General features: G+C 72.5%; 17 protein-coding genes. 4 read left to right on the forward strand and 13 right to left on the reverse strand.

Annotated features, from left to right (window positions below; genetic code table 11):
- Positions 1-124: 124 nt before the first annotated feature.
- The 6 genes from ACXR8F_RS00005 to smc form a co-directional block, all read right to left on the reverse strand.
- The gene (locus ACXR8F_RS00005; RefSeq protein WP_045191662.1) at positions 125-2,488 is read right to left on the reverse strand and encodes a [protein-PII] uridylyltransferase; all 2,364 of its coding nucleotides are present in this window, start codon (positions 2,486-2,488) and stop codon (positions 125-127) included.
- A 98-nt stretch (positions 2,489-2,586) separates the two neighbouring features.
- A complete protein-coding gene (locus ACXR8F_RS00010; protein WP_030146673.1) occupies positions 2,587-2,925 on the reverse strand; it encodes a P-II family nitrogen regulator in 339 nt (112 codons plus the stop codon).
- Positions 2,922-4,334 (reverse strand): ammonium transporter, encoded by a 1,413-nt coding sequence (locus ACXR8F_RS00015; RefSeq protein ID WP_045191661.1) that lies wholly within the window; start codon positions 4,332-4,334, stop codon positions 2,922-2,924. The genes ACXR8F_RS00010 and ACXR8F_RS00015 overlap by 4 nt, the downstream gene beginning before the upstream one ends.
- A 198-nt stretch (positions 4,335-4,532) precedes the next feature.
- Positions 4,533-5,756, reverse strand: a complete 1,224-nt coding sequence (gene ftsY, locus ACXR8F_RS00020; RefSeq protein ID WP_458798271.1) for a signal recognition particle-docking protein FtsY — start codon at positions 5,754-5,756, stop codon at positions 4,533-4,535.
- Between the two features lie 156 nt (positions 5,757-5,912).
- Complete coding sequence (locus ACXR8F_RS00025) at positions 5,913-6,098, reverse strand: hypothetical protein (RefSeq protein ID WP_458798272.1); 186 nt, start codon at positions 6,096-6,098, stop codon at positions 5,913-5,915.
- Between the two features lie 138 nt (positions 6,099-6,236).
- Entirely contained in the window at positions 6,237-9,815 is a 3,579-nt protein-coding gene (gene smc / locus ACXR8F_RS00030) for a chromosome segregation protein SMC (protein ID WP_458798273.1), read from the reverse strand.
- 118 nt (positions 9,816-9,933) lie between these two features.
- Here smc and ACXR8F_RS00035 point away from each other — a divergent pair, with 118 nt between their 5' ends.
- Positions 9,934-10,581 carry an MSMEG_1061 family FMN-dependent PPOX-type flavoprotein gene (locus tag ACXR8F_RS00035; protein ID WP_458798274.1) on the forward strand — a complete coding sequence of 216 codons (648 nt, stop codon included), beginning with the start codon at positions 9,934-9,936 and terminating at the stop codon, positions 10,579-10,581.
- A gap of 18 nt (positions 10,582-10,599) precedes the next feature.
- Here ACXR8F_RS00035 and ACXR8F_RS00040 read toward each other — a convergent pair whose 3' ends face one another.
- Both ACXR8F_RS00040 and ACXR8F_RS00045 read right to left on the reverse strand, forming a co-directional pair.
- A complete protein-coding gene (locus tag ACXR8F_RS00040) occupies positions 10,600-10,902 on the reverse strand; it encodes a chorismate mutase (RefSeq protein ID WP_045191656.1) in 303 nt (100 codons plus the stop codon).
- Positions 10,903-10,921: 19 nt separating this feature from the next.
- Positions 10,922-11,299, reverse strand: coding sequence for an acylphosphatase (locus ACXR8F_RS00045; protein ID WP_458798275.1), 378 nt, complete (start codon positions 11,297-11,299; stop codon positions 10,922-10,924).
- A 13-nt stretch (positions 11,300-11,312) separates the two neighbouring features.
- Between ACXR8F_RS00045 and ACXR8F_RS00050 the strand changes: the two genes are divergently transcribed.
- Positions 11,313-13,385: an acyltransferase family protein gene (locus tag ACXR8F_RS00050; protein ID WP_458798276.1), complete on the forward strand. Its 2,073-nt coding sequence runs from the start codon at positions 11,313-11,315 to the stop codon at positions 13,383-13,385.
- A 36-nt stretch (positions 13,386-13,421) separates the two neighbouring features.
- Here ACXR8F_RS00050 and ACXR8F_RS00055 read toward each other — a convergent pair whose 3' ends face one another.
- The 5 genes from ACXR8F_RS00055 to ACXR8F_RS00075 all read right to left on the reverse strand — a co-directional run bounded on the left by ACXR8F_RS00055 (position 13,422) and on the right by ACXR8F_RS00075 (position 19,793).
- A complete protein-coding gene (locus tag ACXR8F_RS00055) occupies positions 13,422-15,131 on the reverse strand; it encodes a DUF5671 domain-containing protein (RefSeq protein WP_458798277.1) in 1,710 nt (569 codons plus the stop codon).
- A 1-nt stretch (position 15,132) separates the two neighbouring features.
- Entirely contained in the window at positions 15,133-15,588 is a 456-nt protein-coding gene (locus ACXR8F_RS00060; protein WP_458798278.1) for a hypothetical protein, read from the reverse strand.
- Between the two features lie 64 nt (positions 15,589-15,652).
- Positions 15,653-16,543, reverse strand: coding sequence for an MOSC domain-containing protein (locus tag ACXR8F_RS00065; RefSeq protein ID WP_458798279.1), 891 nt, complete (start codon positions 16,541-16,543; stop codon positions 15,653-15,655).
- A complete protein-coding gene (locus ACXR8F_RS00070; protein ID WP_458798280.1) occupies positions 16,521-18,446 on the reverse strand; it encodes a M3 family metallopeptidase in 1,926 nt (641 codons plus the stop codon). The genes ACXR8F_RS00065 and ACXR8F_RS00070 overlap by 23 nt, the downstream gene beginning before the upstream one ends.
- A 42-nt stretch (positions 18,447-18,488) precedes the next feature.
- Complete coding sequence (locus ACXR8F_RS00075) at positions 18,489-19,793, reverse strand: hydroxyacid-oxoacid transhydrogenase (protein WP_458798281.1); 1,305 nt, start codon at positions 19,791-19,793, stop codon at positions 18,489-18,491.
- A gap of 23 nt (positions 19,794-19,816) precedes the next feature.
- Between ACXR8F_RS00075 and ACXR8F_RS00080 the strand changes: the two genes are divergently transcribed.
- Both ACXR8F_RS00080 and ACXR8F_RS00085 read left to right on the forward strand, forming a co-directional pair.
- Positions 19,817-21,079, forward strand: coding sequence for an NAD(P)/FAD-dependent oxidoreductase (locus tag ACXR8F_RS00080; RefSeq protein WP_458798282.1), 1,263 nt, complete (start codon positions 19,817-19,819; stop codon positions 21,077-21,079).
- Between the two features lie 60 nt (positions 21,080-21,139).
- Positions 21,140-22,897 (forward strand): sodium:solute symporter family protein, encoded by a 1,758-nt coding sequence (locus tag ACXR8F_RS00085; protein WP_458798283.1) that lies wholly within the window; start codon positions 21,140-21,142, stop codon positions 22,895-22,897.
- Positions 22,898-22,899: the final 2 nt, after the last annotated feature.

The following is a 22,899-nucleotide window of genomic DNA, read 5'->3' on the forward strand; positions in this document are numbered from 1 at the left end:
GCGACTCTCAGTCAGGCCGTCCCCGAAAGCAGGGCGGCTCGCTCAGCCCGGCAGTGACTCGACGACACCGGTAGTGCGACAAGAACTCTGCCCTTGTCACACCCCACGGTCCACCAGTGAGAGCTCAGGCGCCGTCGCAGGTGTCGATGATCATCGCGACCGCCTGCGCGGCCCGGGCCGGGGCGAGCTGCCCGCCCCCGAACTCTGTGACGTAGAAGGTGTCGAGCGTCTGGCCGGCATACGTCGCGATGTGCGCCGACCGCACCGACAGCGAGGCCCTGGCGAGCGTGATGCCGATGTCCTGCAGCAGGCCCGTGCGGTCGGTGGCTCGCACCTCGATGACGGTGGCGGTGTCGGACGCGCTGCTGATCACCATCGCCCGTGTCGAGTCGACCGACCCCGACCCGGGGCTGCGGACCCCGGCAGACCGGCGCCGCTGCAGCTTGCCGAGCGGCGAGCGGTCACCGCTCGCGACGCGGGTCAGGTCGCGTGAGATGACGGTCGGCAGCGGCGTCTCGCCACCCGGCGAGTCGACCCACCACTCGTTGACGGCGAGACCGTCGACGGTTCGGACGATGGCCGAGCGCACGACGAAGCCGTGCGCGGCGAGCAGGCCCGCGGTGTCGGCGAACAGGCCGGCGCGGTCGCGGTCGATGATGTCGATGCGGTGGGCCCCGCCGAGCGAGGTCACCGTCACGTAGGGCTCTCCCGACGCGACCCGGTCGAGCGCGTCGTCGGAGAGCTGCAAGGTCTCGATCGGTTCCACGACGAGGGGTCCCTCCGTCTCTGCCTGGGCGGTGAGCGCCGTCCGGCAGGCCTCGTAGAGACGCTGGACGAGCCCGGCCCGCCAGTCGCTCCAGGCCTTCGGGCCGGCTGCTGACGCGTCCGCCTCGGTGAGGGCGCGAAGGAGGTCGAGCGTCGTCGCCGACCCGTCGACGGCGGCCGAGAGGGCGGCGATGGTCGCCGGGTCCTCGGGGTCGCGGCGGGTGGCCAGCTCGACGAGGGTCAGGTGCTCGCGCACGAGCCGGACCACGGTGCGGCGGTCGGCCTCGGCGACGCCGATGCGCTGCAGCACGTCGTCGGCCAGGTCGGCACCGGTGGCGGAGTGGTCCTGCGCGCCGGGCACCTTGCCGATGTCGTGGAGCACCGCGGCGAGCATGAGCAGGTCGGGCCTCGAGACGTCGCGCACCATGCCGCTCGCGGCGACGACGGTCTCGATGAGGTGGCGGTCGACCGTGTGCCGGTGGACGGCGTTGCGCTGAGGGCGGCTTCGCACCGCCTTCCATTCGGGGATCCACCGCTCGACGACGCCCGCGAGGTCGAGCCCCTCCCAGACGGTGACGAGGCCGGGGCCGGCGGCGAGGAGGTCGGCGAAGAGGTTGCGCGCGACCTCGGGCCACGGCTCGGGCATCGGGGGCGCCTGTGCCGCCAGGTTCTTCAGCGTGGTCGGCGACAGCGGTATGCCGCCCCGGGCCGCGACGACGGCGGCGCGCAGCGGGATGATCGGGTCCGACGCGAGGTCGGCCGACGGCCCGAGCACCGCCTCTCCGTCGTGCCGGTAGAGGCCGTAGCCGAGCGGGGCCAGCTGCGGGCGCCGGGGACCGACCCGCAGCGTCCTGGCGCGCTGGGACTGCATGGCCCGGCGGAGGGTGCCGTCGACGGCATACGCAATGGTGCGGGCGGACGTCGAGAGATCGGTGAGCAGGTCGTCGGCGTCGGTGTAGCCGAGCAGGGCGGCACACGCGTCCTGGTCGTCGCGGGTCAGCCGGTCGCGGCCGCGGCCCGTGACGACGTGGATCGCGTCGCGCACGTCGAGGATGCGTTCGTACGCCTCGTCGACCTCGCCGTGCGGACGGTCGGTCAGCCACGCCGCGGTCAGCGCGCGGAGCACCGACATGTCGCGCAGGCCGCCGTGCGCCTCCTTGAGGTCGGGCTCGATGAGGTGGGCGAGGTCGCCCTGGCGCGCGTGCCGCTGGATGACCGACTCCTGCATCTCGCCGAGCCGGGTGCGGGCGTTGGCCCGCCAGTCGTGCGCGACGGTGGAGCGGGCGGCGTTCACGACGTCGGCGTCACCCGCGACGTGCGTGAGGTCGAGCAGACCGACCGCGGCGGAGAGGTCGTCGGAGGCGACGGCACGGCAGTCGGCCACGGTGCGGACGCTGTGGTCCAGCCGGACCCCGGCGTCCCAGATCGGGTACCAGAGCTTGTCGGCGAAGGCACCGACCTCCTTGCCCGACAGGCCCCGCGGGTGGTGCACGAGGACGAGGTCGTAGTCGCTGAGCGGCCCCCCGTCGCCGCGCGCGAGCGAGCCGACGGCAGCGAGGGCCACGCCCTCGTGCCGTCGGCCGGCGCACGCCTCGCGCCACAGCTCCTGGAGCCAGCCGAAGCCGAACTCGGCGAGCGCCCGGCGCCGGGTCTGGCCGGCGCCGGGCGTCGCGAAGGTGCGGGTGCCGGCGAGGTCCAGACGTCGGGTGGTCACATCCGTCATGTCAGGTCTCGCCGTCCCCTCGAGTTGCGTGTGTACGTGTCGTGCTGGTCGTGCAGGTGGCGCGCGGTGGTGCAGGTGGTGCGCGGTGGCCCGACACCTCAGAGGGCGTCGACACCACGCTCGCCGGTGCGGACCCGCACCACCTCGTCGACCGGGACGGCCCAGATCTTGCCGTCGCCGATGCGGCCGGTCTGGGCCGCCTTGAGGATGACTTCCAGGACGTCGGACGAGTCGACGTCGTCGACCAGGACCTCGAGGCGCACCTTCGGCACGAAGTCGACGGTGTACTCGGCGCCGCGGTAGACCTCGCTGTGGCCGCGCTGGCGGCCGTAGCCGCTGGCCTCGCTGATGGTCATGCCGGCCACCCCGAAGGCCTCGAGGGCCTCCTTCACCTCGTCGAGCTGGTGGGGCTTGATGATGGCGGTGATGAGCTTCATGCGTTGGCTCCTTCGACCTGCGAAGCGGTGCTGATGGCGGGACGGGTGGTGCGGCCCCCGGAGGCGGGGAAGCCACCGATCTCGTACCCGGACTCGGCGTGGACGGCCTGGTCGATGCCCTCGGACTCGGCGTCGTCGGAGATCCTCCAGCCGAGCGTGGCCTTCAGGGCCACCGCGATGACGTAGGTCAGCACGAACGAGAGGACGAGGGAGATGACGGCGATGAGGACCTGCAGCACGGTCTGCTGCCAGCCGCCGCCGTAGAAGAGGCCGGTCTTCGTGGCGAGCAGGCCGGCACCGACGGTGCCCCAGAGGCCGGCGACGAGGTGGACGCCGACGACGTCGAGCGAGTCGTCGTAGCCGAACTTGTACTTGAGGCCGACGGCCAGGGCCGAGAGGCCACCGGCGACGACACCGAGGATGATCGAGCCGACGGGCGACAGGGCGCCACAGGCCGGGGTGATGGCGACGAGACCGGCGACGACACCGGACGCCGCGCCCAGCGAGGTCGCGTGGCCGTCACGGATCTTCTCCACGACGAGCCAGCCGATGGCCGCGGCGCAGGTGGCGACGGTCGTGTTGAGCCACACGGACGAGGCGACGCCGTCGGCCGCGAGCTCCGAGCCGGCGTTGAAGCCGAACCAGCCGAACCACAGCAGGCCGGCACCGATCATGACGAGCGGCAGGTTGTGCGGACGCATCGCGACCTTGCCGAAGCCGAGGCGCTTGCCGACGACGAGCGCGAGGGCCAGGCCCGCCGCACCGGCGTTGATGTGCACGACCGTGCCACCGGCGAAGTCGATCGGCAGGACGCTCGCGAGACCGTCGGTGACGCCGAAGAGCTTGGCCGACAGGCCACCCTCGGCACCCGAGAGCAGGCCGCCGCCCCACACCATGTGGGCGATCGGGAAGTAGACGACGGTGACCCAGATGACGGCGAAGGTGATCCAGGTGCCGAACTTGACGCGGTCGGCGATGGCGCCGCTGATGAGGGCGACGGTGATGACCGCGAACGTGAGCTGGAAGCCCGCGTAGATGTACTCGGGGATGAAGACTCCGACTCCGAACGGGTCGATGAGCCTCGCGCCGTCCTCACCGGCCAGCTGGCTGAGCCCGAAGAGGTGGAACGGGTTCGCGAAGATGCCCGCGATGTCGCTGCCGCCGTCCTGCAGGTTGCCGAACGACATCGAGTAGCCCCACAGCACGTAGACGATGCCGACGACGGCCATGGCGCCGAAGCTCATCATCATCATGTTGAGGACGGACTTGCTCCGGGTCATGCCGCCGTAGAAGAGGGCGAGTCCGGGCGTCATCAGGAGGACCATCGAGGACGCGATGAGCATGAATGCGGTCGCGGCCTCGTTGATCACTGGTGGTTCTGCCGCGAAGGGCATCAGTGCTGTTGTCATGCGAGGAGTCTGGAGACGGGCCGTTTCACGGGCGCGCTCCGTTTGTTACAGCCGTGTCAACAACACCCGAGCGGTGTTAGCGGATGGTTTCCCGCCACACGGGCGTCCACATCGTGGATGGCATGACCGACCAGCGGACATGCCAAGAGCACGTAGGCCGCCGGGTCGGCCTACGTGCTCTGGCTGGGCGTGCTCCCGCTACATGACGATGGCGTCGACGAAGGCCTCAGGGTCGAAGGGGGCGAGGTCGTCGGGGCCCTCCCCCAGGCCGACCAGCTTGACCGGCACGCCGAGCTGGCGCTGGACCGCGATGACGATGCCGCCCTTCGCGGTGCCGTCGAGCTTGGTGAGCACGATGCCCGTGACGTCGACGGCCTCGGAGAAGACCTTGGCCTGCTGCAGGCCGTTCTGGCCGGTCGTCGCGTCGAGGACGAGCAGCACCTCGTCGATCTCGCTCTGCTTCTCGATGACGCGTTTGACCTTGCCGAGCTCGTCCATCAGGCCGACCTTGTTGTGGAGGCGACCGGCCGTGTCGATGATGACGACGTCGACCTCCTCCTCGATGCCGGCCTTGACGGCGTCGAAGGCGACGGCGGCGGGGTCGGCGCCGTCCTTGTCGGACCGGACGGTGGGCACGCCCACCCGGGCGCCCCAGGTCTCGAGCTGGTCGGCGGCCGCGGCCCGGAAGGTGTCGGCCGCGCCGAGGATCACCTCGCGGTCCTCCGCCACGAGCACGCGCGCGAGCTTGCCCACCGTCGTCGTCTTGCCGGTGCCGTTGACACCGACGACGAGGATCACGGCCGGCCGGTCGCCGACCCGGCTGCTGGCGATGCGGCGGTCCATGTCGGGCTGGACGAGGGCGAGGAGCTCGTCGCGCAGCCAGCCGCGGACCGTGGCCTCGTCGGTGGTGCCGTCGACCTTGACCTTGGTGCGCAGGGAGTCGACGAGCTGGGTCGTGGCCTCGACCCCGAGGTCGGAGCCGATGAGGGTGTCCTCGACCTCTTCCCACGTCTCCTCGTCGAGGCGGCCGCGCGACAGCAGGGCGAGCAGTCCCTGCCCGATCGAGGAGTTGGAGCGGGCGAGGCGAGCCCGGAGCCGCTGCAACCGGCCGCGCGCGGACTCGGGCCGCTCGACGGCCGGCTCGGGCGGCGCCGGGGGCGCGGTCGGCGCCTCCGGAGCCACCGTCTCGGGAGCCGGGGCCGGGGCGCCTGCCGACGCAGGTGGCGCGACGGTGTCGGTCGAGTCGGTGGGTGGTCTGCGGTCGAGGTCCTCGGCAGGCAGGCCCGGCGCAGCAGGTGGCGCCTCCCGCTCGACGGTGCGGCCGGCGCGACCCCGCACGAGGTTGACGCCGTAGGCGACCGCTCCCGCGAGGATGACGACGCCGATGATGACGAAGATCAAGACTGTGTCCACGTCAGCCATCCAACCATCAGGGACGAGCGGGCTGCTCCGGCGAGCGCGGGCGCGCGGCCTGTCGGACGCGCCCCGCCGGACGGAGGCTGTGCGTCACCGCTGACCGGACGCCGACCGCGGCGAGCTGAGCGAGCGGGCGCGGGGCCCTCCCTCGAGGGTCCGTCGCTACGGCATACGGGCGTCGGTGCGGCGGACCACGCCGCCTGCGCGCCGGCGGGCGTCCTCGGCGATGGCCTCTCCCTTGGCGGTGAGGACGTCGCGACCGCCCCGATGGGCCGGCACCGCGACGACGCCGACGACGGCCACGGCCAGCACGGTGACGACGAGCATCGAGATGACCAGGAAGACCATGTGACAAGAGTGACGCATGAGGCCCGTGTGATGCAAATAGCACAGTGTGACGATTTGGCAACCCGAAACGCGCTGGGTCGGGGCGCGGGCGATGGCCGACCCGCCCCGTTGCGGTCGGCCCTGCCGTATGCCGCCGGGTCAGGCCGGCCGGTCGGCCACGTCGCGCAGGCGCTGCGAGACGACCGTCGTGACGCCGTCGCCGCGCATGCTGACGCCGTAGAGGGCGTCGGCGATCTCCATCGTCTTCTTCTGGTGCGTGATGACGATGAGCTGGGAGCTGTCGCGCAGCTCCTCGAAGAGCGTGATGAGGCGGCCCAGGTTGGCATCGTCGAGGGCGGCCTCGACCTCGTCCATGATGTAGAAGGGCGAGGGGCGCGCCTTGAAGATCGACACGAGCAGGGCCACCGCGACGAGCGAGCGCTCTCCACCCGAGAGCAGCGAGAGCCGCTTGATCTTCTTGCCCGGCGGGCGGGCCTCGACCTCGAGACCGGTGGTCAGCATGTTCGACGGGTCGGTGAGGACGAGACGCCCCTCACCGCCGGGGAAGAGCCGCTGGAAGACGCGCTCGAACTGCACCGCGGTGTCCTCGAACGCCTCGGCGAAGACGCGCTCGACGCGCTCGTCGACCTCCTTGACGATGTCGAGCAGGTCGCGCTTGGAGTTCTTGAGGTCCTCGAGCTGCTCGGTGAGGAACTTGTGTCGCTCCTCGAGGGCCGAGAACTCCTCCAGCGCAAGGGGGTTGATCCGGCCCAGGGCATTGAGCTTGCGCTCGGCCTGCCGCAGCCGCTTCTCCTGCGCATCGCGCACGAACGGGACGGGGTCGGGCTGCGGCGCGTCGGGGTCGGCATCGGGATCGGGCACGATCGGCACGAGCTGGTGCGGCCCGAACTCCTCGACGAGGTCGGACGGTGCGATGCCGAGCTCCTCGACCGCCTTGGTCTGCAGCTGCTCGATGCGCAGGCGCTGCTGCGTGCGGGCGACCTCGTCGCGGTGCACGGTGTCGGTCAGCTCGCGCAGCTCGGCCTGCAGCACGCCGATGTCGCGGCGGACCACGGCGAGCTCGGCGTCGCGCTCGGTGCGCTCGGCCTCGCCTGCGGCGCGGGCGCGGCCGGCCTCGTCGGCCGACTCGGCGAGGAGCCTATGGGCCCACTCGGCGGCGGTGCGCACGGCTCCGGCGACGGCCGCCTCGCGCTGGCGCCGGGCGCGCTTCTCGGCGAGGCGCTCCCGGGCCTGCTCCTCGTGCAGGGCGCCGCGCTCGAGCGCGTCGGCGCGGTCCTTGAGCGCGCGAGCACGCTCCTCGCGGGTGCGCAGCGCGAGCCGCAGCTCGGTCTCGGCGGCGCGGGACTCGCGGGCGACGGCCTCGAGCCGGTCGCGCTCGTCGGTGGACGGCTCGTCGACGAAGTCGCCCTCGCCGCTCGCCGCCTCGAGACGCTCGGTCAGCTCTGCGTGCTCGGCCTGGTCGGCCTCGAGCGCCGCGGTCGCGTCGGCGATGGCCTTCTCGGTGCGCTCGACCTCGGCTCGCGCTGCTCGCAGGGTCTGCCCCAGCGAGCCGAGCTTCTCGGCGATGGCCGCCATGCGGGCGTCGCTCTCGTTGAGCCGCTCCAGCGCGGCCTCCACGGCATCGGCCAGCTCGGCACGGGTCGACTCGGCGCCGGCAACCCGGAACCGGGCCTCCTCGCCCTCGCGCGTGGCGCGGGCCATGGCGTCCTTGGCCTCGTCGAGGGCGGCCTGCAGCTCGATGAGGCTCGGCGCGGCGTTGCTGCCACCGCGCACGGCCCCGGGGGCATAGACGTCGCCGACGCGGGTGACGGCGGTGACGCCGCGGTGGGTGCGCACGACCTCGCGGGCGGTGGCGCCGTCGGGCACGAGGGCGACGCGCTCGAGCACCTGGTCGAGGGCGGGACGCACGGAGGCGGGGCACTCGACGACGTCGCGAGCCCACCGGGAGCCGCCGGGGAGCGTCGGCCAGCCGGAGTGGTCGACTGCACCGGCCGACTCGGCGACGAGCAGGCTCGCCCGGCCGTGGTCGCCCTCGCGCAGCGACTCGAGCGCAGCGGCAGCCGCGCCGAGGGAGCCGACGGCGAGCGCCTCGGCGGCCGAGCCGAGGGCAGCGGCGACGGCGTTCTCGAGGCCGGCCTCGACGGTGACGAGCGAGGCGACGGAGCCGAGGATCTCGTGGCCGTCGTCGGCAGCTGCGAGCAGGGCGGCCGCGCCGTCCTTGCGGCTGAGGCTGAGGCCGAGGGCCTCGACCCGCGCGGCAGCGGTGGTGCGGGCCCGCTCGGCGGTGGCCTCGGCCTCCTTCCAGCGGGCCAGCTCGGCCTCGGCCGCATCGAGGCGCGCGGCGGCCTCCTCGTAGGCGGTGTCGAGACCCTCCTCGCCCTCCTCGTCCTGGGCGACACCGGCCTCGAGGCGCGAGAACTCGCGCTCGGCCTCGGCGGCCCGGGCCTGGGCCGCCTCGATGGTGCTGCGCAGGCGACCGACCTCGGCCTCGCGGGCCTCGATGCGGGACGCCTTGGCGCCCACCTGACCGCCCAGCTTGGCGAGTCCCTCGCGGCGGTCGGCCGCGGCCCGGGCCTCACGCTGCAGTCGCGTGGTCTCCTCGGCGTAGCCGCGCTCGGCGTCCGCCCGACTGGCGACGGCGTCCTCGAGTGCGGCCTGGGCCTCGGCGATCTCCTCGAGCAGGAACGCCTCCTGCTCGCGCACCTCGGCGGCCTGGGCTCGCAGCTGCTCCGGGTCGCGGCTCTGGCCGGACTGCTCGGGCTCGTCGTCCTCGCTGAGCAGGCGTACGCGTTCGGCCGCGAGCGAGCGCGTGGAGGCCATCCGCTCCACCAGGCGCCCGAGGGCGACGTACTCGTCCTGCGCCCGGGTGAGCGCGGGACGGGCCGCCTCGGCCGCCTCCTCGAGCGAGCCGAGGCGCGTGGCGAGCTCTGCGATCGACTCCTCGACCTCTGCACGCCGCTCGATGAGGGCGGACTCGTCGGCGACCTCCTGCTCGAGGGTCGAGGTGAGCTGGACGAGGTCGTCGGCGAGCAGGCGCAGGCGGGCGTCGCGGGCGTCGGTCTGGATGACGGCGGCCTTGCGGGCCGTCTCGGCCTGGCGGCCGAGCGGACCGAGCTGGCGCCGGATCTCACCCGTGAGGTCGTGCACGCGGGTGAGGTTGGCCTCCATCGTCTCGAGCTTGCGGAGGGCGCGCTCCTTGCGCTTGCGGTGCTTGAGCACACCGGCGGCCTCCTCGATGAAGCCGCGGCGCTCCTCGGGGGTGGCCCGCAGCACCGTGTCGAGCTGGCCCTGGCCGACGATGACGTGCATCTCGCGGCCGATGCCGCTGTCGGAGAGCAGCTCCTGCACGTCGAGCAGGCGGCAGGGGGTGCCGTTGATGGCGTACTCGGACCCGCCGTTGCGGAACATCGTGCGGGCGATCGTCACCTCGGTGTAGTCGATCGGCAGCGCACCGTCGGTGTTGTCGATGGTGAGCGCGACCTCGGCGCGGCCGAGCGGGGCCCGGCCCGACGTGCCGGCGAAGATGACGTCCTCCATCTTGCCGCCGCGCAGCGACTTGGCGCCCTGCTCCCCCATCACCCACGCGAGCGCGTCGACGACGTTGCTCTTGCCGGAGCCGTTCGGGCCGACGATGCACGTGATGCCGGGCTCGAGGCGCAGGTGGGTCGCCGATGCGAAGGACTTGAAGCCCTTCAGGGTGAGGCTCTTGACGTACACGAACGTGGGGTTCCTTCGGTGTCCTGCGGCGACGATCCCGGTCAGCGTACTAGCCGGGACGCCCGACCCCCGGGAGGCGAGCGGCGTGAGGAGGGGTCGGGCGGCATACCGTGGGCGGGTGAACGAGCACCAGGCCCCTGCCGACCCGCACACCGTGACCACGGCCGAGCGGCTGCTCGAGCTCTACCCGACTCCCCCTGCGCCGAACTCGCTCGCCAAGGAGTCCCCGGTGCTCACGCCCAGCCACGCCCGGATCATCGCGGCCTCGCCGTTCGTCGTCGTCTCGACGGTGGGCGACGGTGGCCTGGACCAGTCGCCACGCGGCGACCAGCCCGGGTTCGTCGTCGTGCGCGACGAGCACACCATCGTCATCCCCGACCGACGCGGCAACAACCGGCTCGACACCCTGCGCAACGTCGTCGTCGACCCTCGCGTGGGACTGCTGTTCCTCGTCCCGGGGCTGGGCGAGGAGCTGCGCGTCCGCGGCACCGCTGTGATCTCGACCGACCCCGTCGAGCTGGCCCGCCACGAGGTGAGGGGCCGACTCCCGGCGTCGGTCCTCGTCGTCACCGTGGAGCGCGTCTACTTCCAGTGCGCCCGGGCGGTCAAGCGAAGCCGTTTGTGGGACAACGAGTCCCGCGTCGACCCGAAGACGTTGCCCACGGCGGGCGACATGACCCGCGAGGCGGGCGGCTTCGCCTCCGACGAGGAGGCGGCGGCGTACGACAGAGCCCTCGACGCGCGGCAGGACGCGACGCTCTACTAGGTCGGCCCGCGCCCGGGATCACTCGTCGCCATTGGCGATGCGCTCGTGGTGGTGGATGACCTCGGCGATGATGAAGTTCAGGAACGACTCGGCGAAGACCGGGTCGAGCCCGGCGTCCTTGGCGAGCGCCCGGAGCCGCGCGATCTGCCGCTCCTCGCGGGCCGGGTCGGCCGCGGGCAGGTGGTGCTCCGCCTTGAGCTGGCCGACCTGCTGCGTGCACTTGAAGCGCTCGGCTAGCAGGTGGACGAGCGCAGCGTCGATGTTGTCGATGCTGCTGCGCAGCCGGGCGAGCTCGGCTGGGACCTCTGGCACGTCGCTCACGCCGGCCAGCCTAGGCGGGTCAACGCTCGACGAACCCGGAGGTTCCGTCCCTCGGAACGCCCTGCTGCACGACGACGGAGTCGACCCGGCCCGGGCGGCGTGTCGTCGAGGGGTCCTCGCGCAGCAGCGCCTCCAGTCGCTCGACCGCGGCGACGCTGCCCTGCGCGACCACCTCCACCCGCCCGTCGGCGGTGTTGCGGGCGTGACCGACGAGCCCGAGCTCGAGCGCGCGGGCGCGGGTCCACCATCGGAAGCCCACCCCCTGGACGCTCCCCCGCACGAACATCGTCACCCGCACCGTCTCGCTGCCCACGCAGACACGGTATGCCGCCTGCAGCGCGCTCGTGGACGTGCCGCGTGGCGCCGCGACGTCAGCCCCGTGCGTCACTATGCTCACGGCAGGCACGAAGGTGAGTCAGCTCACCGGGGCCCACGGAAGGAGCGACGTGACGGCGTCGGCGATTTCTCGGGCGGCTGGCACGAGTCAGACCGCCGACACGGCCAAGGGGGCGACCCCTTCCTCCGGGCGTGGCCGTCCCGCTCGTATCGAGGGCCTCGACGGCCTCCGCGCGCTCGCGATCGCAGGGGTGCTCGTCTACCACCTCAACGCCTCGTGGCTGCCGGGCGGCTTCCTCGGCGTCGACGTCTTCTTCGTCGTGTCGGGCTTCCTCATCACCACGCTCCTCGTGCGCGAGCACCACCGCACCGGCCGCATAGCGCTGGGGCAGTTCTGGGTGCGTCGCGCCCGGCGGCTGCTGCCGGCCCTGCTCCTCTGCGTCCTGACGAGCGTGCTCATCGCTCGGCTCGTCAGCCAGGACCTCCTCGTCGACGTCGGGCGGCAGATGGTCGGGGCGCTCACCTTCTCGACGAACTGGCTGGAGGTCACCGCAGGCACCAGCTACTTCGACCAGACCGCCCCCCAGCTGTTCATGAACTTCTGGTCCCTCGCCGTCGAGGAGCAGTTCTACCTCGCCTGGCCGCTGCTGACGCTGGGCCTGCTGGCGGTGTCGAGCCGCATCCGGGTGGGCGTGGCCCTCACCATCGGCGCGGCCTCGACCGTGCTCATGGCGTTGCTCTTCACGCCGGGCACCGACGCGACCCGCGTCTACTACGGCACCGACACGCACGTCATGGGCCTCATGGCCGGGGCCGCGCTCGCCTTCGCGTGGGCGAGCCCGCAGCTGGCGATGTGGGTGGCACCGTCGCGCTGGGGCCGCCCGGGCCGGTATGCCGTCCCGCTGGCCGGCGTCGTGCTGCTCGCGGAGATGGCCCTGCTCGACGAGCAGTCGTCGCTCGCCTTCCGCGGTGGCATCGCCGTCGCGACGGTGGCCACGGCCGTGGTCATGATGGGCGTCCTCGAGCGTCGGCCCGAAGGGGTCACCGCGCTCCAGCGGGTGGTGCGCCACCCGGTGGCGGGCTGGGTCGGGGCGCGGTCCTACTCCATCTACCTCTGGCACTGGCCGGTCATCCTCCTCGTCGCGCTCGACAACCCCTCGGCGCCCGGCACGATGTCGCACCTGCTGACGCGCGTCTGGTGCGTGCTCGTCACCCTGGCCCTCGCCGACCTCACCTACCGCTTCGTCGAGGCGCCCTTCCGAACGCTCGGCTTCCGCGGCGTCGCCTCCAGCCTGCGCGCGAGCGCGACCTCGCTGACGCGGCGCGGCAAGCAGGTCGTCGCCGGCGTCGCGGCAGGCGTGGCCGTGGTCACCGCCGTCGTCGTCATCACCGCTCCCGACATGAGCGAGACGGCACGGATGCTCGCGGCCAACGAGGCAGCCGCCGAGTCGGACGCCCAGTCGGACGCCCAGTCGGATGCCCGCTCGGGCACGCCGTCAGGTGCTCCCACCGGCTCCGACGGCGCGAAGGGTGTCGCTGCGAACCCGTCGGGCGCTGCCTCGGCCCCGGCACCGACGACGACCGGGTCGGCAGGTGCGGCGGGCGCCGTCACGGCGTCGTTCACGATGCCCACCGGACCCGAGATCGACGCGTACGGCGACTCCATCATGGTCGGCAGCCTGCAGGCGCTGCGCTACTACTTCCCGGGCATCCGCATCGACGCGAAGTCCAACCGCCGCTGGTCCGACGGCCTCACCGAGGTCACGGCCCGGGGGGACGGCAACCGTCGGGCCGTCATCCTCGCCTTCGGCACCAACGCCGGCGTCGACGCCGACGCCGTGAACAAGGTGCTCGACGCGCTGGGGCCCCGTCGGATGGTCGTCCTCGTCAACGTCATGGGGCCCTTCGCCCGCATCGACTCCGACAACGCCACTCTCGGGCTCGTCGCCCGCGGCCGCCCCAACGTCGTCGTCGCCGACTGGGCCGACGCGATCCGGGCGCATCCGGAGCAGGTCCAGTCCGACCGGGTGCACCCCACCATCAAGGGAGCCCACCTGTTCTCGAAGACGGTGCGGCAGGCGCTGGCCGACCTGTCGCAGCGCAGCACGGGCAAGAAGGTCGTGCTCCAGGAGCTCCCGATCCCCTGACGCGCACGAGCACCCGTCCGCGGGTGCCGTTGCGCGTCAGGGCAGCGAGACCGGGATCGTGTGCAGGTCACCGCGTTCGTCCGCGACGACGACCACGGCGGCATCCGGCAGGTCGTGCAGCGCCGCGTCCAGGGCCTCGACGGACCACGGCGCCGCCGCCATGTCGGTGCGCGCCATGAGGGTCGCGGTGCCGCCCGTGCGCTCGCGCAGGGCTCGCACCACGTCGGGATCGGCCGGCCCCACGAGGACGACCCGCCGAGGACCGTGCCGGCGCTCGGCGCGCACCACGCGGTCGTCGCGGTAGACCGTCCAGTGGTAGGCCGCCAGCAGCCCTGCCGTCACGAGCAGGGCGATCGGGTAGCGCACCGCCTGGAGGGTCTGCGGGCCGAGGGTGCCGGCGAACCCGTCCTGCAGGGCGCCGGCGACGCCGGCGAGCAGCGCACCGACCGCCACCACGCCGGCGACGCCGAAGAGCAGCAGGACGTAGACGCGACGGCTGCTCGACCGGCGCTCCCCCACCGGGTCGCTCACCACCGCGCGCTGCACACGGTGCCAGAACACCCACCAGACCGGGCCGCCCACCGCGAGAAGGGTGGCGGCCGCGATGACGGTGTCGAGCGGCCTGCCGCCGCCCACGAGCGGCACGTCGGCGCCGGCGAGGCCCTCGATGCCGGCGACGACCATCACCACGAGCCCGACGGAGGCGGCGAGGAGCCCCACTCCGGCGAGCAGGTAGTCGTAGGCGCGGCGCACCTCGGTGCGTCCCGTCTGGCCGCTGACGCGTACGACGCCGCGGTGGTGGACCCAGACCAGCCCGCCGACGACGACGGCCCCGAGCCCGACGGGCAGCGCAGCGAGCTCACCCGGCGCCGAGGCCGCGTCCGCTCCCCGGACCAGCCACACGACGAGCCGGTCGAGAGCCACGCTCGCGCCGACGACTGCAGTGAGCAGGCCGCCCGCGACACCGACGAGCAGCACGTAGGCGTGCCACAGGGTCAGCCGCTGGAGGCCACGCACCCGCAGCACCCAGCACACGAGCCACACGGGCAGGCCTGCCACCAGCGTCGCGGCACCGGCCTGCAGCAGCGACGGCTGCCCGGGGTCGGCCACCTCGGAGATCTGGAGGGCCCGGGAGAGGAGGCCGCCGAGGAGCATGACCGCGCCGGCCGCCGAGACCGCGAGCCCGATGGTCGCGCCGAGGAATCCGGCCCGTGTGAGCACACCCGCCCCGACGAGGCGGCGTTCGACCCACTGGTGGGTGAGCCACACGGTGCCCCAGACGAGGATCTCCGCGAAGTGCGAGCCGCTGTCGAACGGGACGTCCAACGCCCACGCGACCGTGGACTGCAGCGCCGTCACCGTCAGCACGAGGGGCACGACCGAGGCAGCGGTCAGGTACAGGGCGAGCCCCCGCGACGTGGCCTCGGCGTCGTCACCTCTGACGCGGCTCCTCGTCCACGCGGCCAGCACCACGAACAGCGGCACTCCGACGACGGCGAACGCCGTCTGCTGCGCCAACAGGTCGTCGAGGAAGTCCGTCTCCGTCCTGACGTCGACGACGCGGGAGAGCAGCCCCGCGACGCCGTCCCCCGCCACCATGAGCAGCCCGAAGAGCACCACGTAGGTGAAGAAGCGGCGGATCGACGAGCCTTCCGTGATGCGGGGTGCGTCGTGGGACAGCGCCCGTCGACCGCCCAGCACAGCGACGACGAGGACGATGATCGCGATGGCGAGCGGGACGAGCATGTCAGCCTCCTGAGGTGCAGTTGACGAGCGGCCACGGCATGCCGGTGAGACGCCAGACACCGCCCACGGTGCGAAGCTCGAAGAGCCGACGGCCGCCGTCAGGCGACCCGAAGGGGTCGAGCGCGCCTCCCCCGAACGAGAGGTCGACCTCCACGGTCGCCGTGGAGCCGGCGGTGCTGGCGCTGACGAGGTCGGCCCGGACGTCGACGTCGCCGCCGCCGAAGCCGAGGTTCTCCGGCACGAGGTCCGACGGCGCGCACTCTCCGTCCGGGTCGATCCAGCGCCCGGCCTCCGCGAGGCGACCGTCCACGACGGCCCGCAGGTACGTCTGCACCGCGGCGACCGGTCCACCGGCGGTCACGGACGAGGCCTCCCGACGCGACGCGACGACTCCCGAGGTCGTCGCCAAGGCCACGATCAGGACGACGGCACCACCAAGGACTCGGTCAGTCCTCATACCTCCAGTCTCAGGGGGTGCGGGGCGGCGCGCCGGCCGTTGGGGTGTGAGTTGCGACTCCCCCTCATCGGCCCGGGACGACCTCGTCGCCGACGCTGATCGTCGCGTCGCGCGCCAGCGGCAGCACGGGCGCGAGTCGGATGCCGAACCACGTCGCGCCCTCCCACCTGCGGTGCCGGGCGAGGGTCCGGATCGGCTCCTTGGAGGTGCGCAGGTCAGCGCGGTCGATCGTCGTCATGACGCACCGGTCGCACACCATCGTCGCCCGGAACGGCACGTCACCGATGCGCACCGAGCGCCAGCCGTCCTCGGCGAACGGCTCGCCGCCCGCGACGACGACGTTGGGCCGCCACCGGTCCTGACCGAGCGCCGCGGCCGGCTCCTCGCCACGTTCCAGCGCGGTCTCGAGCAGCCAGTCGTTGAGACGCGCCAGGGACGGCTCGGTGGTCACGTGCAGCGGCGCCGCGTCCGAGAGCGAGTTGCGGTCGCCGACTTGGCCGCCCATGTCGGGCCGGACCGGCCGGTGAGTCCCGTCGTCCTGCCAGACGAGGCGCAGCGGCCGGCCGACGCGCTCGGACAGCCACGCGTCCGCCTCGGCGCCGGCCGGGCGTGCCCGGTCCTGCCCCGTGAAGGACACCGCCACCGGCGTGGCGTCACGGGGCGGCTCGACGTCGAGCGTCGCAGCGCCCGCAGCGTCCCCGGTGCGCCCGGCGCCCGGGTCCAGCAGCCGTATGCCGCCGCCGTCCCTCGGCTCCGCGCGCAGCCCGAGCAGGGCGTGCTCCTCCCGGGCCGTCACCTTCGTCCCGGCCGGGTCGACGACGGCCCAGCGCCGGTCTCCGCGCAGCCCGACCTCCTCCACGCGCGCCTCGGCGACGTCGACGCCGGCCAGCGACTTGACGGGGTAGGTCGTCAGGGCCGCGACGGTCAGGCGGTCACTCGGCGAGCCAGGCGGCATACGCGTCGAAGGTGTAGGGGCGCCCGAGGAAGTCCTCGACGAGGTCGGCGGCGTCACGCCGGCCACCCTGCGCGAGCACCTTGTCGCGGTAGGCGCCGGCGACCTCGGGGTCGAAGAGGTCACCCCGGTCGAAGGCGGAGAACATGTCCTTGGCGATGACGAGCGACCACATGTACGTGTAGTACGCGGAGCTGTAGCCGTCGAGGTGCCCGAAGTGGCACTGCATGTGCGTGCCCGGCAGGTACGGGAAGACGGAGTAGCGGGCCATCAGCTCGCGCAGCCGCGCCGTGAGGTCGTCGGTCTGGTTGACGTGGAAGTCGTAGGACAGGGCGGCGTAGAACATCTGGGTGCGCGCGTCGTAGCCCTTGCCGAAGTCGTCGGCCCGGCGCATCGCCTCGACGAGGTCGGCGGGGATGGTCTCGCCCTCGGCGTTGCGCGCGAAGGTCGCGAGCACGTCGGCGTCCCAGGCCCACTCCTCGAGCATCTGGCTCGGGGCCTCGACGAAGTCCCACTCCGTGGCCACCCCGGAGAAGCGCACCCAGTCCGTGCGCCCCGCCAGCACGTGGTGGACGAGGTGGCCGAACTCGTGGAAGAGGGTAACGACCTCGTCGTGCTCCATCAGGCCGCGGTTGAAGTTGCAGACGAGCACGCCCTCGGCCAGCTGGGTGCCGTTGACGCCGCGAGCGAGGTCGAACTGTGCCGCGTGCTTGTACTTGCCGTCGCGCGGGTGCAGGTCGAGGTGGATGCGCCCGATGCGCTCGCCCCGGAAGGAGACGTCGTAGGTCGCGACCTCCTCGTGCCAGGTGCGGGCGTCCTCGCGGGACACGGGGGTCCAGTCGAGGCCGAAGAGGCGACCGGTGACGTCGAGCAGGCCCTGGCGCACGGCCTCGAAGGAGAAGTACGTGCGCACCCGCTGCGCGTCGACGGCCAGCTGCTCCTTGCGCACGAGCTCGGCGTAGTAGGCGGTGTCGGCGCCGTCGATGTCGGTGGCCCCGGGCCGGTCCTGCCGCAGGCGCTCCAGGAGCACGGCCTTGTCGCGCTCGGCGCTGGCCGTCGACAGCTCGGTGATGCGGTCGATGAACTCGCCGATCGCCTTGCCGTTGCCGATCATCTTGACCTCGGCGTCGTAGTCGGCCCACGACTCGTAGCCGAGCAGCCCGGCGTGCTCGCGACGCACCGCGAAGAGGTCCTGGAGCACGCGGTCGTTGTCGGGCCACGCGATCGTCAGGAACTCGGTGACGAGCTCACGGCGTGCGTCGGCGTCGTGCGCAAAGGTGCGGAAGGGCACGACGTCGGGGTAGTCGGTGGTGACGGTGACGAGGCCGTCCTCGCCCGCCGGGTGCGCCTCGACCCAGTCGGCCGGCATGCCGGCGAGGCGGTCGGGCGTCACCGTGATGCTGCGGACGTTCTCGCGGATGTTCTTGCTGAACTCCTGGCTCAGCAGGATGGCGCGCTCGCTCAGCTCGCGCAGGCGGTCACGCGTCGCCTCGTCGCGATCGACGCCCGAGCGGCGGAAGTCGCGCAGGGTGCGCTCGAGCACCCGCGAGGCGTCGGCGTCGAGGCCGCTGCCGTCGAGCCCGGCGAAGACCGCATACAGCTCGGTGTCGAGGCCGAGGTCGGTGTCGAGCTTCTGCACCTGCTGCGCCACGGACTCGGCACGGTCGCGCACCTGCTTGTCGGGGTGCACCTCGGAGAAGAGCGAACCCACCGAGCCGGCGTTGGAGAGGGCCGTCTGTGCGTCGTTCCAGACACGGAGCACCTCGAGCGGCTCCTTCGGCGGCGCGGTGCGCAGCCCGTCCACCAGGGATCGGGCCAGCGCGAGCTGTTGCTCGCCGCGGGCGCCGACCCAGTCCAGCCAGTCGGACTCGAGGGGCAGTGGCAGGTGCGTGGGCTCGGTCGTCACAGACGGCACTGTATGCCGCCGCGACCTGCCCGTGCCGCAAGCTCAGTCCCAGAGCTGCAGCGACCTGCCGATGATGCCGCCGAGCGCGTCCGCGTCGACGTCGCGGGGCGCCGTCGCGAGCAGGCGCTGCTGGCGCAGCGCACCCTCCACGAGGTCGGAGACGTCAGCCTCGCCGTAGCCCACGGCCGACAGCCCGTTGGGCATGCCGATGTCGCGCATCAGGTCGGCGAGCACGCCCGGCAGCACGTCACGCGGCTCCGCCGTTCGCCGGCTCGACCCCGCGGCGCCCTCCGGGTCGAGCAGCCGCGCGGCCGCGAGGTGCCGCTCAGGGTCGGCCTCGAACGTCCAGCGGAACGCCTCGGGAGCGGTGAGCGCGACGGCCATTCCGTGCGGGACCATCGGCTCGTCGGTCGGGTAGCCCTCGGGATGGAAGTCGCGCACGCGGCCGGCCACGGGGTACGCGTTGGCGTGCGGCACGTGCACGCCGGCGTTGCCGAAGCCGAGCCCGGCGAACGTCGCCGCGAGCGCCATGTCCCCGCGCGCGGCCTCGTCGGAACCGTCGCGCACGGCGCGACGGAACGCCTTGGCCAGCAACGACATCGAGCGTTCGGCCCAGAGGTCCGAGATGGGGTTGCTGCCGCAGTAGGGCACCCGCTCCGCTGGCTGCTTGCGCTCGTAGCTCGTGTAGGGCCGGGCGGTCCAGCTCTCGAGGGCGTGGCAGAGGATGTCCATCCCCGCGCTGGCCGTCACCCCGGCCGGCTGGCTCGCGGTGAGCCTCGGGTCGACGACGGCGAGCACCGGGCGCAGGCGCACGTGGCTGATGCCGGTCTTCACCTTGAGGTCGAGCACGTCGAGGACGCAGATGGTGGTGCTCTCGGCGCCAGTGCCCGTGGTCGTCGGCACGGCGACCAGCGGAGCGAGCGGACGGCTCGGCGCCCGTCCGGCCCCGACCGGCACATTGACATAGTCCATGAGGTCACCGCCGTTGGTCAGCAGCAGGTCGACGGCCTTCGCCGTGTCGATCGACGACCCGCCCCCGACGGCGACGAAACCGTCGAACGGGCCGTCGGCCCGGGCCCGCTCGATCGCGCTCGCCAGGCTGGCGTCGGTGGGCTCGACGTGCGCGGAGTCGTGCACGACGGCCTCGAGCCCGCTCGCGCGGATCCCCTCGGCGACGCGGTCCGGCCAGCCCGTCGCCAGCACCCCGACGTCGGTGACGACCAGCACGCGGGTCGCCCCGAGCGCGCCCAGGTCGTGGCCGATCTCGTCGGCGGCGCCCGGTCCGAACTTGAGCTGCGGGGCGCCGTAGGTGAAGACGGTCTCGGGGTGCTCTGGCGACCAGGTCATGCGTGCCACCCTAGGCTGGCGCCATGGCAGCCGGCCCCGTCCTCGTCGTCGGCGCAGGTCAGGCCGGCATCTCGCTCGTCATCGCCCTGCGCGAGCTGGGCGACACCTCCCCCGTCGTGCTCGTCGGTGACGAGCCGGAGACGCCGTACGAGCGGCCCCCGCTCTCGAAGGGCTACCTACGCGGCGAGCACGACCGCGCCTCGCTCCACTTCCGCGACCCCGCCTGGTTCGCCGAGCAGGGCATCGACCTCGTGACCGGCGACGCGGTCGCCACCATCGAGCGGGACGCCTCCGGGGGCCACGCCGTGACGGCCTCCGGTCGTCGCCTCGACTTCTCCCGGCTGGCGCTGACCACCGGTGCCACGAATCGTCGACTGCCGGTCGACGGTGCGGACCTCGACGGCGTCCACTCGGTGCGCACGCTCGCCGACGCCGACCGCCTGGCGCCGGAGCTGCGCGGCGCCGAGCGCCTCGTCGTCGTGGGCGGCGGCTTCATCGGCCTCGAGGTCGCAGCCGGCGCACGAGCCCTCGGCGCATCCGTGGCCGTCGTCGAGGCCACCGAACGGCTGCTCGGCCGTGCCGCCACGACGGTCCTGTCGGACTTCGTCCGCGAGGCCCACGAGCGGCGCGGAACCCGGATCCTCCTCGACGCCACGGTGACCCGCCTGACCGGACGACACCGCGTCACCGGGGTGGAGCTGGCCGACGGCTCGAAGCTCCCTGCCGACGTCGTCGTGGTCGGCATCGGCGCACTGCCACGCACCGACCTGGCCGACCAGCTGGGCCTCGACGTCGGACCGCTCGGCATCGTCGTCGACGAGCACGCACGCACCTCCGACGGGTTGTCTGTGGCGGCCGGCGACTGCGCCGTCGGTCCGAACCCCTACGGCAGAGGCGCCCCCGGACCCACGCGGCTCGAGAGCGTCCCCCACGCGACGGACCAGGCGCGCGCCGCGGCCGCGACGCTGGCAGGCCACCCGGCGGCATACGCCACCGTGCCGTGGTTCTGGAGCGACCAGGCGGACCTGCGCCTGCAGATGGCCGGGCTCCCCCACGGCGCCGACCACGTCGTCGTGCGCGGCGACGTTGCGGCAGAACGGTTCTCGGTGCTCAGCTATCGCCACGGCCTGCTGCTCGCAGTCGAGTCGGTCGGGAGCAGCGGTGACTATCTGGCCGTGAAGCGGGCGCTCGAGAAGGGTATGACCATCGAGGCAGCCGCGGCTGCGGACCTCGCTGTGCCGCTCAAACGGCTCATCACGCCTGCGCAGGACACCCCACCGTCGTGACACGCCGGGGCCGACGGCCTGCGATAGCGTGAAATGTCGCCCAACGAAGGGACTGATCGCATGCAAGCAATGGCCGGTGCGCCCGCCGCGGACACCCTCATCAGCGCCAACGCCGTCGACTACCTGATCATCGCTCTCTACTTCGTCTTCGTCCTGGGCATCGGGGTGATGGCCAGGCGGGCGGTGTCCGACTCGATCGACTTCTTCCTCTCCGGCCGCTCGCTGCCGGCCTGGGTCACCGGCCTCGCCTTCATCTCGGCGAACCTCGGCGCCGTGGAGATCATGGGCATGTCGGCCAACGGCGCCGAGCTCGGCATCTCCACCGTGCACTACTTCTGGGTCGGCGCCATCCCCGCCATGCTCTTCCTCGGCGTGGTGATGATGCCCTTCTACTACGGCTCGAAGGTGCGCTCGGTCCCCGAGTTCATGTTCCGGCGCTTCGGCACCGGGGCGCACCTCGTCAACGCGCTCAGCTTCGCGCTCGCGCAGCTGCTCATCGCCGGCGTCAACCTCTACCTGCTCGGTTCGATCGTGCACGCGCTGCTCGGCTGGCCGCTCTGGGTGGCGCTGCTCGTCGCCGCCGCGATCGTCCTGTCGTACATCACGCTCGGCGGGCTGTCGGCCGCGATCTACAACGAGGTGCTTCAGTTCTTCGTCATCGTCGCCGCGCTGCTGCCGCTCACCCTGATCGGCCTGCACCGCGTCGGCGGCTACCAGGGCCTCAAGGACAAGATCACCGAGTTCGCCGGCTCCGCACCGGCCTCGGCCGCCGTCCCGCCGGCCGACCAGCAGCTGCAGTCCTGGCCGGGCGAGGCCCTCTCGGGCTTCACCTCGCCGTTCTGGTCGGTCGTCGGCATCGTCTTCGGCCTCGGCTTCGTCCTGTCCTTCGGCTACTGGACGACGAACTTCGTCGAGGTCCAGCGCGCCATGGCCTCGAACTCGATCTCCGCGGCGCGCAAGACCCCGATCATCGGCTCGTTCCCGAAGATGTTCGTGCCCTTCATCGTCATCCTCCCGGGCATGATCGCCGCGGTGCTCGTCAAGGAGATCGGCGAGCTCAAGGCGGGTGGCACGCCACCGGGCGGGGCGTCCGGCGAGGGCGTCAAGTACAACGACTCGCTGCTGCTGCTCATGCGTGACGTGCTGCCGAACGGACTGCTCGGCGTGGCGATCGCCGGCCTGCTCGCCGCCTTCATGGCCGGCATGGCCGCGAACATCTCCGCGTTCAACACCGTCTTCAGCTACGACCTGTGGCAGCGCTACATCCGCAAGGACCACAGCGACGACTACTACCTGCGCATCGGCCGCCTGGCCACCGTGGGTGCCACGGTCATCGCGATCTTCACCGCCATCGTCGCGAGCTCGTTCAGCAACGTCATGGACTACCTCCAGACGCTCTTCGGCTTCTTCAACGCGCCTCTCTTCGCCACGTTCATCCTCGGCATGTTCTGGAAGCGCATGACGCCGACCGCCGGCTGGGTCGGCCTCTCGGCCGGCACGCTGTCCGCGGTGGTCGTCGCGTTCCTCAGCAAGGACGCTTTCGGCAGCGTCAGCCGCGGCGTCATCCCGCTCGAGGGCCAGGGGGCCGCGTTCGTGGCGGCCTCCGCGGCCTTCGTCGTCGACATCGTGCTGAGCGTGGTCGTGTCCCTCGTGACACAGCCCAAGCCGGTGTCGGAGCTGCGCGGCCTCGTGTACTCCGAGACGCCCAGGAAGGACCTCGTCGACCCGATGGAGCACCGTCTGCCGTGGTACCGGCGCACGCTCCCCCTGGCCGGCATCTCGCTGGTCCTCGTCACCATCCTCAACTTCTTGTTCTGACA

The organism is Terrabacter sp. AAH1 (genome assembly GCF_054456855.1).

Excerpts from the sequence above, each read along its gene's own strand:
- ACXR8F_RS00005 (WP_045191662.1), bottom strand. The coding sequence starts at position 2,488 with ATGACGGATGTGACCACCCGACGTCTGGACCTCGCCGGCACCCGCACC.
- ACXR8F_RS00010 (WP_030146673.1), bottom strand. The coding sequence starts at position 2,925 with ATGAAGCTCATCACCGCCATCATCAAGCCCCACCAGCTCGACGAGGTG.
- ACXR8F_RS00015 (WP_045191661.1), bottom strand. The coding sequence starts at position 4,334 with ATGACAACAGCACTGATGCCCTTCGCGGCAGAACCACCAGTGATCAAC.
- ftsY (WP_458798271.1), bottom strand. The coding sequence starts at position 5,756 with ATGGCTGACGTGGACACAGTCTTGATCTTCGTCATCATCGGCGTCGTC.
- ACXR8F_RS00025 (WP_458798272.1), bottom strand. The coding sequence starts at position 6,098 with ATGGTCTTCCTGGTCATCTCGATGCTCGTCGTCACCGTGCTGGCCGTG.
- ACXR8F_RS00055 (WP_458798277.1), bottom strand. The coding sequence starts at position 15,131 with ATGCTCGTCCCGCTCGCCATCGCGATCATCGTCCTCGTCGTCGCTGTG.
- ACXR8F_RS00060 (WP_458798278.1), bottom strand. The coding sequence starts at position 15,588 with ATGAGGACTGACCGAGTCCTTGGTGGTGCCGTCGTCCTGATCGTGGCC.
- ACXR8F_RS00065 (WP_458798279.1), bottom strand. The coding sequence starts at position 16,543 with ATGCCGCCTGGCTCGCCGAGTGACCGCCTGACCGTCGCGGCCCTGACG.
- ACXR8F_RS00075 (WP_458798281.1), bottom strand. The coding sequence starts at position 19,793 with ATGACCTGGTCGCCAGAGCACCCCGAGACCGTCTTCACCTACGGCGCC.
- ACXR8F_RS00080 (WP_458798282.1), top strand. The coding sequence starts at position 19,817 with ATGGCAGCCGGCCCCGTCCTCGTCGTCGGCGCAGGTCAGGCCGGCATC.
- ACXR8F_RS00085 (WP_458798283.1), top strand. The coding sequence starts at position 21,140 with ATGCAAGCAATGGCCGGTGCGCCCGCCGCGGACACCCTCATCAGCGCC.